Origin of the sequence: Salinivibrio socompensis S35 (genome assembly GCF_000513715.1) — a bacterium.
Lineage (GTDB): Bacteria > Pseudomonadota > Gammaproteobacteria > Enterobacterales > Vibrionaceae > Salinivibrio > Salinivibrio socompensis.
On record NZ_AQOD01000112.1, the window covers coordinates 1 to 14,064 of the forward strand.

Annotated in this window: 11 protein-coding genes and 4 pseudogenes; 10 read left to right on the forward strand and 5 right to left on the reverse strand. The window is 48.7% G+C overall.

From position 1 onward, the window contains the following. Positions 1-152: pseudogene (locus DZ54_RS26180) on the forward strand (IS4 family transposase); the annotation flags it as partial. Beyond that, the gene (locus tag DZ54_RS0112425; RefSeq protein WP_025674414.1) at positions 149-868 is read left to right on the forward strand and encodes a hypothetical protein; all 720 of its coding nucleotides are present in this window, start codon (positions 149-151) and stop codon (positions 866-868) included. The pseudogene DZ54_RS26180 and the gene DZ54_RS0112425, both read left to right, overlap by 4 nt. Before the next feature lie 530 nt (positions 869-1,398). Here DZ54_RS0112425 and DZ54_RS0112435 read toward each other — a convergent pair. The 3 genes and pseudogenes from DZ54_RS0112435 to DZ54_RS0112445 form a co-directional block, all read right to left on the reverse strand. After that, on the reverse strand, positions 1,399-1,941 hold the full coding sequence (locus DZ54_RS0112435; RefSeq protein ID WP_051488381.1) for a GNAT family N-acetyltransferase: 543 nt from the start codon (positions 1,939-1,941) through the stop codon (positions 1,399-1,401). Then, positions 1,938-3,151 (reverse strand): annotated as a pseudogene (locus tag DZ54_RS21495) (multidrug effflux MFS transporter). The gene DZ54_RS0112435 and the pseudogene DZ54_RS21495 overlap by 4 nt, the downstream one beginning before the upstream one ends. 268 nt (positions 3,152-3,419) lie before the next feature. Continuing rightward, positions 3,420-4,217 (reverse strand): MetQ/NlpA family ABC transporter substrate-binding protein, encoded by a 798-nt coding sequence (locus DZ54_RS0112445; protein WP_025674419.1) that lies wholly within the window; start codon positions 4,215-4,217, stop codon positions 3,420-3,422. 177 nt (positions 4,218-4,394) lie between these two features. On the opposite strand from DZ54_RS0112445, the gene DZ54_RS0112450 reads away from it, so the two are divergent. From DZ54_RS0112450 to sstT, 4 genes and pseudogenes are all read left to right on the forward strand, one after another. Next, on the forward strand, positions 4,395-4,940 hold the full coding sequence (locus tag DZ54_RS0112450) for an LON peptidase substrate-binding domain-containing protein (RefSeq protein WP_025674421.1): 546 nt from the start codon (positions 4,395-4,397) through the stop codon (positions 4,938-4,940). Positions 4,941-5,003: 63 nt separating this feature from the next. Beyond that, on the forward strand, positions 5,004-5,636 hold the full coding sequence (locus DZ54_RS0112455) for a sigma-70 family RNA polymerase sigma factor (protein ID WP_025674423.1): 633 nt from the start codon (positions 5,004-5,006) through the stop codon (positions 5,634-5,636). Then, positions 5,633-6,334 carry a ChrR family anti-sigma-E factor gene (locus DZ54_RS0112460; RefSeq protein WP_025674425.1) on the forward strand — a complete coding sequence of 234 codons (702 nt, stop codon included), beginning with the start codon at positions 5,633-5,635 and terminating at the stop codon, positions 6,332-6,334. Before DZ54_RS0112455 ends, DZ54_RS0112460 begins: the two co-directional genes overlap by 4 nt. 307 nt (positions 6,335-6,641) lie before the next feature. Then, positions 6,642-7,856, forward strand: a pseudogene (gene sstT, locus DZ54_RS21500) (serine/threonine transporter SstT). Between the two features lie 112 nt (positions 7,857-7,968). Here the strand turns inward: sstT and mlc are convergent. Further along, a complete protein-coding gene (mlc, locus tag DZ54_RS0112475) occupies positions 7,969-9,183 on the reverse strand; it encodes a sugar metabolism global transcriptional regulator Mlc (protein WP_025674431.1) in 1,215 nt (404 codons plus the stop codon). 266 nt (positions 9,184-9,449) lie between these two features. On the opposite strand from mlc, the gene queE reads away from it, so the two are divergent. Then, on the forward strand, positions 9,450-10,115 hold the full coding sequence (gene queE / locus DZ54_RS0112480) for a 7-carboxy-7-deazaguanine synthase QueE (RefSeq protein WP_025674432.1): 666 nt from the start codon (positions 9,450-9,452) through the stop codon (positions 10,113-10,115). Positions 10,116-10,293: 178 nt separating this feature from the next. Here the strand turns inward: queE and queD are convergent. Further along, a pseudogene (queD, locus tag DZ54_RS21505) lies at positions 10,294-10,655 on the reverse strand (6-carboxytetrahydropterin synthase QueD). Positions 10,656-10,919: 264 nt separating this feature from the next. Here queD and DZ54_RS26185 point away from each other — a divergent pair. The 3 genes from DZ54_RS26185 to asnS all read left to right on the forward strand — a co-directional run bounded on the left by DZ54_RS26185 (position 10,920) and on the right by asnS (position 14,040). After that, a complete protein-coding gene (locus DZ54_RS26185; protein WP_240473996.1) occupies positions 10,920-11,354 on the forward strand; it encodes a hypothetical protein in 435 nt (144 codons plus the stop codon). Next, the gene (locus tag DZ54_RS21510) at positions 11,323-12,537 is read left to right on the forward strand and encodes a methyl-accepting chemotaxis protein (protein WP_240473998.1); all 1,215 of its coding nucleotides are present in this window, start codon (positions 11,323-11,325) and stop codon (positions 12,535-12,537) included. Before DZ54_RS26185 ends, DZ54_RS21510 begins: the two co-directional genes overlap by 32 nt. 102 nt (positions 12,538-12,639) lie before the next feature. Beyond that, positions 12,640-14,040 (forward strand): asparagine--tRNA ligase, encoded by a 1,401-nt coding sequence (gene asnS, locus DZ54_RS0112495; RefSeq protein ID WP_025674434.1) that lies wholly within the window; start codon positions 12,640-12,642, stop codon positions 14,038-14,040. Positions 14,041-14,064 lie beyond the last annotated feature (24 nt).

The window sequence follows — 14,064 nt, forward strand, 5'->3', positions numbered from 1 at the left end:
TCAGAAATCGAAATGTCCTGTCTACCGTCCGGTTAGGTATGGAAGTCCTCAGGCGACCAGACTACGAAATTATAACTCAACACTTCTTAGCTGCGGCTGTGGTTCTAGCCCAGCAGCTCTTAAAAGAGGGCTATGCATTGGCGGATTTATGAGGGGATCTCTCAGGGCAGAGCTAGATCTTAACCACCTTTTGGCTGGCTCTGGCGCTGTGATTGCCGGCGCTCAGGTCCAAGGTGACAAAATAAGCAAAAAAATGAAGTCCTTTGCTGACTACTCTCGTCACGTAGCTTCTCGAACGGAAGGGCTGTCAGGACCAAAGCTATACTCTCACCCTGACTACAAAGCATGGAGAAAAGAAGCCCGCACATTTCAGCAAGAGATGAAGTTAATACTGACGGAGATTGGAAAGCCAGGATATATTAGAAACATACAGACAAAACGTATCAATAACTACCTAAATGTCGGTAAACGTCAACTTTACCGAGCAAGAGACTTTTCTAAAGCAATTTCTGGTATTGAAATGACCGCGTTGTATAAACGGGCGATGTCATTTAGCCGCTCATTAGGTATCGCTAACGGTCTCGTAATTGGAGCCGGGTTATATGGAAATGCTGCTGATGTGGTAAATACATGTAATAGTAGTGGCTGGTTTGAGGAAACCTGCAATCGAAGTGTTGCTAGAAATAGTACGTCAGGCCTGACAAATGTTTTGGGTGGACTTGCTATAGGATGGGGCATCGCTCTTATACCTGTCACTGGAGGGTTATCAATTGCATTGGTTGCTGGTGGTTCTTTCATTTGGGGAATGTATGGTGAAGAACTCTCGAACGAAACAGGGAAAGTTATTGAGGAAATGATCTTTGATTGATTTAGTGATTAAAGCCGGAGTGTTACTGCTAGTAGTAGGCGGATTCCCATACTTGATCTTGAATATCTACCTATCAATAAAGCTTCGGACGAGAAAGTACGAGATCCTTCATTGCATTGTGAATAGTGCTCCATCTAAGTTTAGAGAGCGAGCTAAATTTATTTTAGAGAGTAATCTTTCATGGGTATTTGCTAGCTCGACAAGTCACATATGGTACGCATACCTCATGCTTAGGTACGGTTGGCGAATACCGAAGGCAGAGATTCAAGAGTGGCGTCAAAGCATCCAATCTATTTATGGCTCTGATTACCTTATATACAGACTATCAACTTTATTGGCTAATGTGTGGCTAACAGGCCTCCCTGTTTTATTATTAATCGCTTTTCGTGGATAAAGTTTTTCACAGATAACATATATCTTCAAACCAGTGCATTGGGACAAAAAAGAATGGGGAGCAAGGATAAAACCTCAATATAACTTTAGGTCAAAAAATGAAAATAAAATCAGTGGTCAGGGAGGCAACACAAGGATCATGCATCAGTGTAGGTATAGATCCAGTCGTCGTAACAAATTCCGCCGATTGAAAAAGCATCGGGTTCAATACGGCTTAGGTGAAACCCCACCTTTTCTAGCACGCGCGCAGAGGCAAGATTACCGGCGGTCACCGTTGCATTGATGGTTCGCGCACCACCATGATGGATGGCAAAATCGGTGACGGCCAGCAAAGACTCAGTCCCATAACCACACCCATGGTAAGGTGGCAACAGTAAATAGCCGACTTCAGCGATATCCTGCTCAAGCAAAAAGCCCGTTATGCCGATTGGCGTTTGTGTCGCCGTCTCTACGATCACCAGACACAACCAGTGCTTCGCGTCAGGAGACCACGGCGTGAGGCGTTGCTTAAAACGGGCTTCAATGTGATCAAGTGACATAGGGTCAAAACATTGCTCAATGACGGCATTGTCCGTGTGTAGCCGGTGGAACAACGGCCAGTCCGCTTTGATCATTGGCCGCATGCTCAGGCGTGGGGTTGTCAGCGGAAACAGACCCGTTTCCAATGTTGTATTTGTCATGATGCCTCACTCGGGGTACTGGCGACGTGGACTTTCGGTGCCGCAAAACCTCGGAAAATATTGTGCACGGAAAGCAGCGCGCACACGCCCACCACTACGCCAAGGTGCCAGGCTTCGCTGACGCCTAGCTGAGTAGCGCCATACTTATCAACGCGGAAATAATCATCTGTCCACCACCGGAGAGCGCGGCGACGGTGCCGGCTTGGTTGGAATAAGGCTGCATCACTTGTGATTGCGAGCACGGCAGCGCAATCCCATTGCCAAACACCATAAAGAACTGCCCGATCATCAGCAGTAAAGGATCCATGGGGGTAAACCACAGCCAGACCGCGGAGATGAGCTGCATCACCGGTGCCATGAGCAGCATGCGCTTGGTGCCCAAACGCGGGCGAATGCGTGACACCAGCGCGCTACCCAGCAATAGGCCACATGTCGGAATAAGCGCCCACAGCGCATATTGATCGGAGGTCATGCCGATGCGCTCTTGCATCAAAAACGGCATCAGTGAGACCGTGGTGATCACCAAGGTAAAGTTCAACCAGCTGATACTGGCGAAATAAAGAAAGTACGGCGTTTTTAGCAGTGCGCCATAGCGGCCTAGGATGATCTTAAGTTTGGGTAATGGTGAGCGCGTATGCATGCTTTCTTTAAATAAGAAAAAGAGCACGCACCATACTAAGCTGGTGTACACCATCAGCAAAATAAAGATCGCCAACCAGCCTAGATTATGGTTAACGAACCCGCCGATCACCGGCGCGACAATCGGGGTAAACGACGCCACCATGATCAAATACGACATCGCCTGTGGCAGTTGGTCGCCGGAATAAGAATCACGGGTAAAGGCCCGCGACAGAACAGCACAACACCCCGTGCCCATCCCCTGAATACAACGACCAATCACCAACCCGGTAAAACTGGCGCTGAAGGAAACCATCACGGTTAAACCAACCAATGAAAGCAAGACACCGGCTAACAAGACACGACGGCGTCCGAGTGCATCCGAAATGGGGCCATAAATAAATTGTGACGGGCCAAACCCAAGTAGGTAGGCAGAGATAAGCAGTTGGACATCGTCCATGCTGAGGTTGAAGTCACGAGCGATCCAGGGTAGTGAGGGAAAAACCAGTCCCATGCTGAATTGCCCGATACTGACCGTTAAGCATGCCAGCAATACGGGCGACCAATTAAATGGACGAGTAGCCGATTGCATCCAATTTCCTGTGCGTTTGAGTCGAGATAAGAAAGGCGAGTGTCACGTAAGCTCACGGCGCACATCACACTTTGACGGCCATATTAACGCAATAAGCCACTGTGTGGTAAAAAAAATTTAAAATCTCCCCCTTAAGATTAGATTCGTTAAGTCGCCCGATCGCGCGCTTTCAATACGGGCAACGGGAAGAAATGCAGGCATTTGATACAAAAAAAGCCCGATAGGATTTAAACTATCGGGCGGCGCAATAATAAGAAACAACTGGCGTTTAAAAAGCCGGTTCGATGGTGCCTTCAAACGTTTCTTGTAGAAACGCACGTGTGGCGTCTGATTGAAATAGCGCCAGCAAACGCTGATAGGTCGGATTGTCTTTATCCTCTGCCCGTGCCGCCACGACCATGACCGCGAGTGGCGCGTCTTTAGATTCTAAGAAGATGCCTTGCTCACTCGGATCGAGTCCTGATGACATGACATAATTCATGGTAATTGCGGCGGCATCGACATCCTGCAAGCTTCGTGGCAATTGCGCGGCTTCTACCTCAACAAAATCGAGCTGTTTAGGATTAGCGATGACATCTTGTAGCGTCGCTTGAAAACCAACGTTATCGGCCAAGGTGATTAACCCTGCGTCTTGCAGTAACAGCAATGCGCGCCCGGCGTTAGTCGGATCGTTAGGGATCGCGATTTGTGCCCCGTTGGGTAAGTCGCCCACACGCTGTACTTTGTCGGAATAAATGCCCATCCGCATCAGGATAGAACGCCCAATCGAGACCAACTCGCCGTCATGGTTTTGATTGAAGTTATCGAGAAACGGCTGATGCTGATAGCTATTTAAATCGAGACTGCCATCTGCAAGGCCAGCATTCGGAGAGATGTAATCCGAGAATTCTACGACTTCAACATTAATGCCCTCTGCTTTGGCCTGTTTAGCAACCGCTTCTACGACTTGCGCATGAGGACCGACAGTCGCACCAATCTTTATCGTTTCTTGCTGATCTGAGCAGCCGCTGATAACCAACGCCAGTAACACTGACGCAATCCAAAATCCTGGTCGCTTTAACGTCATTCCGATTCCCTTACCAAAATAGATGTTTAGACGTCCAGAATGCCATAGCTTATAATGATGTCAACCGGATTGTGGTAATGCAGCATCTGTCTTGATCGTATCCTACCCTAGCCGCGTAGTGGCAGGCATGTTGAATCAATAAGGAGGCGTAGGTATGACCAAGCTGTTTCCTCTACCTTGTTCTTACTCCCCGGCGGCATAGCCAAGTTACGCATTTTTGAGCCTCGCTATTTGCGATTAGTCCGTGAGTGCTCGGCGAATCAAGAAGGGTTCGTACTGGCGATGATGCAAGGCAAGCGCTTATACCGATATGGCACATTGGTGGACATTGTCGATTTTGAGACGCTACCAGATGGCCTCTTAGGTATTACCATTGCGGGTCGTCAACGCGTAGAAATTCAATCGACAGAGCAAGAAGCCGACAAGCTCTGGTTGGGCGACATACAGGCACTGAATGATTGGCCACATGATGAGTTTATTGACCACGAGGAAAGTGAAGAAAAAGTACGCATCGCCGCAGGACTCAAACATGTCTTCGCCGCGCACCCCGATCATGCTGAACAATATGAGGCGCCCTATTTCGAAGATCTAACCTGGAGTTGCCAACGCTGGCTAGAAATTCTGCCGCTTTCTAACGCGCAAAAACAGTGGTTTATCGCCCAAGAATCGGCAGACGAGGCGAAGCAATTTATCAGTCAACTTCTCGAACAAGAGGTGGAATGATCCAATTGGTTTATGTCTCGTATAGGTAGCGAGATGGACGGCTTTGACAGATAGGACTCAACTATGACTGCGCCACAAACCATGTATACTAAGACCACCATTTCCAGACGGGACACGCGTGCCACCATGACTGACGTGACGAAGGAAGAGTTGTCTGAATTATTAGCAAAAGTTGCAGAAAATCGCGACCGCATAGCGTTTGAACGTTTGTTCCGGTTTTTTGGTCCCAAGATACGCGCTTATGGATCGAAACATTTACGAGCCGACGGTCAAGCAATGGAGTTAGTACAAGAAACCATGTTAGTGGTGTGGCGTAAATCCCATTTGTACAATTCCGACAAAGGCGCGGCGACGACATGGGTATTCACTATCATGCGTAACTTAAGTTTCGATATGCTTCGCAAGGTGCAATCGAATCGCGAAGACAATTTTAGCGATGATATCTGGCCCATTCTCGAGTCAGGACAACAGGACAACGACACGGATTCCGGTGCGCAGTACATGATGGACCAAGAGCTCCTCAGCTTTATTGACGAGTTACCCGCGGTCCAACAACAGGTGGTCAGAGGGGTTTATCTTAAGCAATTGACCCACCAAGAGTTGTCAGAACAATTAAATGTGCCATTGGGCACCGTGAAGTCCCGATTGCGCTTAGGCCTAGAAAAGCTCCGCAATCACCTGGAGGTTAAACAATGATTAAGTATCACCCATCGACCGATTTATTGGATGCATTTGCGGCCGGCAAATTACCGACTTCGATGGCGATTGCGTTGTCTGCTCATGTTGAACTCTGCCAGGAGTGCCAAGCTTACGTGGCCACCGCGGAAGAAAAGCTGGCATCAACGGCGTTTGATCAAGAAACAGTCGGCGACGAAGAGTTGTTGGTAAATGAATGGGATCATAATGCTGAAGATGAAATGCTTGCCGCTATTTTTGAACAAGCTGCCAATGATGTGGACGCGTTAGAACAAGGTGAATTAAAACAATCGGAACCACGCGCGACACAAATTACCGTCGGCGACAAAACCTACGCATTACCTCGTTCGTTGCAGCGTTTTGGTGACTCAAGCTGGGCATCATTTGGCAAAATTCAACGTGCGAGACTCAATCTTGACGAAGGGGCCACCCGAGCTAGCTTTCTTCACATCGATGAAGGTGGCTCAGTGCCCGCGCATACCCATAAGGGCTATGAGTTAACCCTTTTGCTGGACGGTACCTTTGAAGATGAAAGTGGTCAATATGTCCCCGGTGACTTCATTTTACTCGATAGCCGTCACCATCATACGCCGTACACAAAAGAAGGCTGCCTTTGCTATACCATTGCAGATGCGCCTCTCTACTTCACAAAAGGCGTGAGTAAATTGCTCAATACCGTTGGACATGCGATTTACTAAAAATTTCTATGCTAGTTGTTATCCTTCCGGCGACCGCTATGGTCGCCTTTTTTTATGCTACATTGTCGCCTAAATCCACGTATTTGCTCGGCTGGACCTAGGATTATCACCATTTATTCTGTAGTGGTAACAGAATAATTACACTAAACAAACCTCTCATTAATCATAACTTGCCGCCTCAGTCCTACTTAACTAGTTCAAAGTAACAAATTCCCCTTTACATAGGGTGAATTTAACTGGTTTAATTCGCCACTTCTAACGATTCATTAACAGCCATTGATAATAAACACAGTGAAGTGAGAATCACATGAGTCAAACACAACTCGCCAGTGTCAGCCGAGGTAACTCGCTGGTACTTCAAATACTCATCGGTATTCTTGCCGGTGGGGTTTTAGCTTATCTATCCCCCGAACTTGCTGGCACAGCCGGATTGCTCGGACAACTTTTCGTCAGCGCATTGAAAGCCGTCGCCCCCATTTTGGTTTTCGTTTTAGTGGCGGCTTCCATTGCTAATCAAAAACAAGGCCAACGGCTAATATGCGCCCTATTATTGGGCTTTATCTTATTGGCACCCTCGCGGCTTCATTGACCGCGGTGACCATGAGTTTTTTGTTCCCGACCACGCTCGAGTTTGCCGCGACGGATGCTAGCATTACACCGCCAGAAGGGATTAGCCAAGTATTAAGCACCTTGCTTTTTAATATCGTGGATAACCCTGTCAATGCGCTAATGACGGGTAACTACATTGGTATTTTGGCTTGGGCGATTGGCTTGGGTATTGCCCTTCATCACGCCTCGAACGAGACAAAACGTGTCTTCTCGGATGTGTCCGAGGGGGTATCGATGATCGTGCGCTTTGTGATCCGGTTTGCGCCTTTAGGTATTTTTGGCTTGGTGGCAAGCACGCTCGCAAAAAGTGGTTTTGATGCTTGATGGGGTATTTACACCTCTTAGGGGTACTCCTCGGCAGCATGGTAACCATCGCTTTAGTGGTAAACCCGTTGATTGTGTATGTCAAAACACGTCAAAATCCTTATCCACTTGTGTTTCGCTGTCTGCGTGAAAGTGGCATTACCGCATTCTTCACCCGCAGCTCTGCGGCCAACATTCCGGTCAACATGCAGCTATGCCGACGCTTGATTTGGATGAAGACACCTATTCGGTTTCTATTCCGCTCGGTGCCACCATCAATATGGGGGGAGCGGCGATCACCATTACCGTATTAACCCTGGCTGCCGTTCATACACTCGGTATCCAAGTGGATATCGCAACGGCCGTACTGCTGAGTGTGGTTGCCGCTGTTTCCGCATGCGGCGCGTCGGGTGTGGCTGGCGGTTCACTACTGTTGATCCCGTTAGCGTGTAACTTATTTGGTATTCCACAAGAGATTGCGATGCAAGTGGTTGGAATTGGCTTTACCATCGGTGTCTTGCAAGACTCTGCCGAAACGGGACTAAATAGCTCAACCGACGTGGTATTTACAGCAGCAGCATGCTTGGGTGAAGAGCGTAAAAGCAGTTAAGCGCCCTCCCCAAATCTAGAACCGAAAAAAGCAGGTGCATCATCACCTGCTTTTTCTTTTACTGTCTTTGCCACCATCATGCCTATTGGTGATGAGTAGACTCAGATAACGACTACCCCTCCAACACTTTCATCAATAAATTACCGTCGTACATCGCCTGCTTCACCATCGCCGCCCCTGGCATGGTCGCTTGGGTATAGAAATAGCTTTCTTCCAATACCAGATATTTGCTATACAGCGGAATCGTCTGCGTTTTTAAACATTCCATGATCGCGGGGTACAAGACAGATTTAGCGCGATTAAATTCGCCACCAAATAATATTTTTTCTGGGTTAAATAAATTCACCACAATCGCTATTGCGGTCCCCAAGTGATGCCCTAGTTCAGTGATCACCTGGTGTGCCAAACCATCACCTGACACAGCCGCATCGCATATGGCCTCTATCGTGAGGGGGTGCTCACGCAAGCAACTGGGATGCCCCTCTTTTAACAACGTCTCCACTTGTTCATAAACCGCCGACAAGCTTGCGACAGTTTCTAAACAGCCATAATTACCGCAGAAACACCGCTTACCAAAGGGCTTAATTTGAATGTGCCCCAACTCACCAACGTTGCCGATCCGCCCTTGAAGGACTTTACCTTCAAGCATAATCCCAGCACCAACCCCGTTGTGGACCGCAACCAACACCGCACTATCGACTTCCTTTGCGTTGCCAAACAACTTTTCAGCTAGTGCCCACGAACGGGTGTCGTTCCCCACAAAGACCGGCAAGCCTGTCTCTCGGTGTAGCACTGGCCCTAAGGGCATATGGTCGACCTCAAAGTGTGGCATTTGAATCACGGTACCTTGGGCACTATTCACTAACCCTGGCAAAGAGACCGCAATACTGGTGACACGATCCACGGTCTCTTGATGACGAGAAAAAAACGCGTTCACATACTCGACCACAGTGGTGAGCAGGGCATCTTGTGACCGCACGGTTAATTCATGTCGCTCTTCAATCAATATATCACTGCTCAGAGAATGCAGCGCCAGCGTGAGATAACCACGCCCTAAACGCATCGACAAAAATTGCCAGCCCTCATTATCCAGCATCAGTCCGACAGCTGGACGCCCGCGCATGCTCGTTTCTTGAATCGGTGCCTCTTTCACGAGGTGCGCGTCCATCAGCTCGCGCACAATCTTAGTGATACTGGCAGGAGCCAGTTGGCTGCGTTTCGAGAGTTCGATCCGCGAAATAGGCGCAAAGCGGTCGATTAAGTTATAAATCGTCCCCGCATTTTTGCGCTTAATATGATCGATATGTCCCGGCTGCCCAATAATCATGCCCTTTCCTATTACTGCTTGGCGATGGCGATATCCCCAGATACTGCCTATTTGGATGAATTTTTTTACTTCGCGAACTAATTGTGAAGCAATTGGCCGCTAGCCCGTGACATTCGTCACTTTACATCTTTGAAATCGCGTACACACTCACAAAACCTGTCTAAACAGTAACGCTGTTCACCCCCTAATCACGAGCTAAAAAACAAGAATCTCAAACTTATTCGTTGGCATAATGCGTAACTCATATTCTATCGCTGTTAATCACCATGTACCGAGTCAACGAGATATTTGAAACGATCCAGGGCGAAGGCACCTTTACCGGGGTTCCGTCAGTTTTTGTCCGTTTGCAAGGGTGCCCCGTGGGTTGTGCCTGGTGCGATACAAAACAAACTTGGGAAACCGATGAAAAGGATCAACAAGACAAGATCTTTATTATCGATAAGTCGGAGGATTCACCTACTTGGTGTTGGCTGCGTGCGGAAGATATCGTCACTGAAATCACACAACGCTATCACGCCAAGCATATCGTGATTACCGGTGGCGAACCTTGTTTATACGATTTGGTGCCCTTAACGGACGCTTTAGAGCAAGCAGGATGCCAATGCCAAATTGAAACCAGTGGTACCTATACGGTCCGTGCAAGTGAAAACACCTGGGTCACGGTGTCGCCCAAAATCAATATGCGCGGTAAATTGCCCGTGCTCGCCAGTGCGATGGCGCGAGGCAATGAGATAAAACATCCGGTGGGGACCGAAAAGGACATTACACAATTAGAGACCTTGCTTGAGGCCTGCCCAGCGTCTCCTGGTGCAACCATTGCGCTGCAACCGGTGAGCCAAAAACCACGCGCAACCCAACTGTGCATCGATACCTGCATTGCGCGCGGCTGGCGCTTATCAGTACAGACACACAAGTATTTACATATTGCCTAAGCCACGATAGCGAGCACGGTGACGGAATCAATCGCGCAGTCATGGAATGAAGGACACATTGCTAACACGGCGACGGCTTTCTGTCGAAAAGCTGTCAAAAAACAAAAAACGCCGAGCACTGCTGATACTCGGCGTTTTTTATTTATCTCGGTCGTATCTTGTTTAACTCGGCCGTTTCTTATTCACCTCGATAAGTGCAACCTGCGGTACAGGTTTCTTTCACCATCACCTGGCTTAACAAAGGCAGATTCGGTTTTACCTGTTGCCAAATCCAATGTGCTAGCACTTCACTGGTTGGATTTTCTAGCCCTGCAATGTCATTGAGATAGTAGTGATCAAGCCGCTGGTAGATCGGCTTGAAGGCCGCTTTAATTTCGGCAAAGTCGATCACCCATCCCGTATACGGATCAACGTCGCTTCTACATACAAACGCACCGTAAATGAATGCCCATGTAAACGCCCACATTTATGACCCTCAGGCACATTCGGTAAATGGTGGGCCGCCTCAAAGGTAAATTCTTTAAACAACTCAGTGGTCATTTTACTTCATTCCAACAACAACAAGAGGCCGCATGCTACTTAAATTCGCTTGCCGACTCAAACCTCTTTGTTCGACAAACCCAGCCTGCTTCTGAAGTCAGAATTGACTCATAACACGGGTGTCCGTCTCATTATTAGGACGATTTACGTCGATGAAATCACACATTTTATATGAGGATACCGCCACAAGTGCGCTCTCGGTTTAACATAGTGGCTACAGGCTATAACTGATAACTTTATAAATAAATAACAAATGGTTGACTCATGCGTATGACCCTTGCGAGCAAAATTCTTCTTGCTCTTTTCCTTGTTTTCGCTCTTGTGCTCGCGACCTCGCTGGCCTATCAGTCACATCAACAAAAAGCCTTAATGACATCGATAGTCAGTGAGCAAACCTTGGATAAAGCCTCCAACTATTTTGATAGCCTTAATATGCTGATGCTAACGGGCACTATCAGCCAGCGTAATACGTTGCGGGAGAAAATGCTGTCGCACAAAGGCATCGACGATGCGCGCGTGATCCGTGGGGACGCCATCACTCGCTTTTTTGGTCCCGGAAATCCTGAGCAATCACCACAAGATACCATTGACCAACGCGCCCTAGACGGTGAAACCATTGTCGAAACCTTTGAGGCTGACGCGCGGAAGGTTGGTGGTTGCGCTGCCGATGAAAGCCAGCAGCGATTATCGAGGCACTAATTGCCTACAATGCCACGTCGCAGAGGAAGGCACAGTGCTTGGCGTTATTCGACTCGAATACGATCTTGAGCCACTTTACAGCACCATCGACAGAGAAATGTTAATTACCGCTGGGATCATGGGCAGCATCGCCGTGATTGGCTTTTTAATCTCACTCACTGTGATTCGTCGCTGGGTGGTCTCCCCGCTTAAGCACGTCTCTGCATTTATGAAACGCACCAGCCACGACAAAAATCTTTCCGAGCGTCTCCACAATACGCGTGACGATGAAATTGGGGAACTATGCGATAGTTGCGATCAGTTGCTTGATAACTTTTCTGCTAGCTTGCAACAAGTCCAGAGCACGTCAGAGACCCTCTCTGCTGAGGCAATGAATCTGATCCGTGTTTCGAGTCATACCGATCAATTAGCCGACAGCCAACGTCACGAAACCGATGATATGTCGTCGGCTATCGATGATGTGCAGCAACATCAGCATGACATTCAAAATCGGACCCAAGAAGCGGCGCAATTGAGTGAATCTGCCGCTGGGAGTGCCAACCAAGGCAGTGATCTCGCCAATGTTGCGGCCAACGACATTCGTCAACTGGTGGCAGACATTGGCCAAGTGCGCACACAAATATTGGATGTTAACCAACAAAGCCAGCAAGTCACGACAATCCTTAGCGTGATCCGTGAAATTGCAGAGCAAACTAACTTGCTGGCGCTGAATGCCGCCATCGAAGCAGCACGAGCTGGTGAGCAGGGCCGGGGATTTGCAGTCGTCGCCGACGAGGTACGCAACCTTGCCAGCCGTAGCCATGATGCCACCGGTGAAATCCAAACCATTATTGAGAACTTATGTGCAGGCAGTGAAGCCTCTGCGCAAGCGGTTGAAGCGACCAGTGAAAGTGCGAATCAGCGGGGAGAAACCGTGATGGAACTTTCCTCCGCTTTGGGTCATATTGCCGACCAAGTTAGAACGGTCAACAACAATGCCAATGACATTAGTCAACAAAGCGATCAACAAGCCCAAATGACCGATGCCTTGCTCGCTCAAGTGGGTCGCATTCAACGTCACGCTAACGACACCGCAACCAATGCCAATGAGGTGAAAGCGATCAGCGCAAATCTCGAGCAACTGGTGGAACAACTTGAAGGGTTAATTGGCCAATTTCAGCTCTCAGACACGCTCAAACCTTGAAGCTATACAGGATACAGGTAAACTTGCTAGTCTAACTTGCAAAATCACTGATGCGGTCGCACCCAGGTGGCCGTATTATCTAAACGGAGATAGAAACGAATTATGACATACGCGCCTGTAGTAGACGTCCTGCGCGGCAAGGCGGCAGTCGACACTGAAGTGACTGTGCGTGGATGGGTCCGGTCACGCCGAGATTCCAAAGCCGGTATTTCTTTTCTTGCCATTTATGATGGTTCTTGTTTCGACCCTATTCAGGCCGTGGTCCCTAATGAGCTGGATAATTACCAGCAAGACGTTCTGCGCCTGACAGCAGGTTGCTCCGTTGAGGTCACGGGTAAGGTTGTTGAATCACCCGGAAAAGGCCAAGCCTATGAGCTTCAGGCGACGGCAGTGAAAGTGGTCGGTTGGGTCGACGATCCAGACACCTATCCAATGGCAAAAACGCGCCATTCCATTGAGTACTTACGTGAAGTGGCGCACCTACGCCCACGTTCGAACGTGATTGGTGCCGTTGCGCGTGTACGTCATACACTTTCACAAGCGATTCATCGCTTTTTCCATGAGCAAGGCTACTATTGGATGTCTGCACCGCTGATCACCGCATCAGATTGTGAAGGTGCGGGTGAAATGTTCCGCGTGTCTACCCTAGACATGGCCAACGTGCCGAAAACCGAACAAGGTGATGTCGATTACGATCAAGACTTTTTCGGCAAAGAAGCGTTCTTGACCGTATCGGGTCAGTTAAATGCCGAAACCTACGCCTGTGCACTCAGTAAGGTGTATACGTTTGGTCCCACCTTCCGTGCAGAAAATTCCAACACCAGCCGTCACTTGGCAGAATTCTGGATGGTTGAACCAGAAGTGGCGTTTGCCGATCTCGATGACTCTGCCGAGCTTGCGGAAGCCATGCTGAAATATGTCTTCAAGGCTGTGCTTGATGAGCGCAAAGATGATATGCAGTTCTTTGAGCAGCGGATCAATAAAGATGTCCTGACTCGCTTAGAGAAATTCGTCAACGCCGACTTTGCACAAGTAGATTACACCGATGCGGTCACTATTTTGCAAAACAGCGGCCAAACCTTCGAGTTCCCGGTTGAGTGGGGCATTGATTTGGCCTCTGAGCATGAGCGTTACCTGGCAGAAGAGCACTTTAATGCACCGGTTGTGGTGAAAAACTACCCGAAAGACATTAAAGCTTTCTATATGCGTATGAACGATGACGGTAAGACTGTTGCTGCGATGGACGTACTCGCACCGGGTATCGGCGAAATCATCGGCGGCTCTCAGCGTGAAGAGCGCCTAGATGTGCTCGACCAGCGTCTTGAAGAAATGGGCCTAGAGAAGGAGGACTTCTGGTGGTACCGCGATCTTCGCCGTTATGGCACCGTGCCTCACTCTGGCTTCGGTCTTGGGTTCGAGCGTCTGGTTTCATACGTTACTGGTATGAGCAACATTCGTGACGTGATCCCATTCCCTCGTTCACCACGCAATGCCAGTTTCTAAATAGACAAACTCATCCAAAGGCTG

Excerpts from the sequence above, each read along its gene's own strand:
- DZ54_RS26185 (WP_240473996.1), top strand. The coding sequence starts at position 10,920 with ATGCGTATGACCCTTGCGAGCAAAATTCTTCTTGCTCTTTTCCTTGTT.
- DZ54_RS0112455 (WP_025674423.1), top strand. The coding sequence starts at position 5,004 with ATGACTGCGCCACAAACCATGTATACTAAGACCACCATTTCCAGACGG.
- DZ54_RS21510 (WP_240473998.1), top strand. The coding sequence starts at position 11,323 with ATGAAAGCCAGCAGCGATTATCGAGGCACTAATTGCCTACAATGCCAC.
- DZ54_RS0112460 (WP_025674425.1), top strand. The coding sequence starts at position 5,633 with ATGATTAAGTATCACCCATCGACCGATTTATTGGATGCATTTGCGGCC.
- DZ54_RS0112445 (WP_025674419.1), bottom strand. The coding sequence starts at position 4,217 with ATGACGTTAAAGCGACCAGGATTTTGGATTGCGTCAGTGTTACTGGCG.
- mlc (WP_025674431.1), bottom strand. The coding sequence starts at position 9,183 with ATGATTATTGGGCAGCCGGGACATATCGATCATATTAAGCGCAAAAAT.
- DZ54_RS0112435 (WP_051488381.1), bottom strand. The coding sequence starts at position 1,941 with ATGACAAATACAACATTGGAAACGGGTCTGTTTCCGCTGACAACCCCA.
- asnS (WP_025674434.1), top strand. The coding sequence starts at position 12,640 with ATGACATACGCGCCTGTAGTAGACGTCCTGCGCGGCAAGGCGGCAGTC.
- DZ54_RS0112425 (WP_025674414.1), top strand. The coding sequence starts at position 149 with ATGAGGGGATCTCTCAGGGCAGAGCTAGATCTTAACCACCTTTTGGCT.
- queE (WP_025674432.1), top strand. The coding sequence starts at position 9,450 with ATGTACCGAGTCAACGAGATATTTGAAACGATCCAGGGCGAAGGCACC.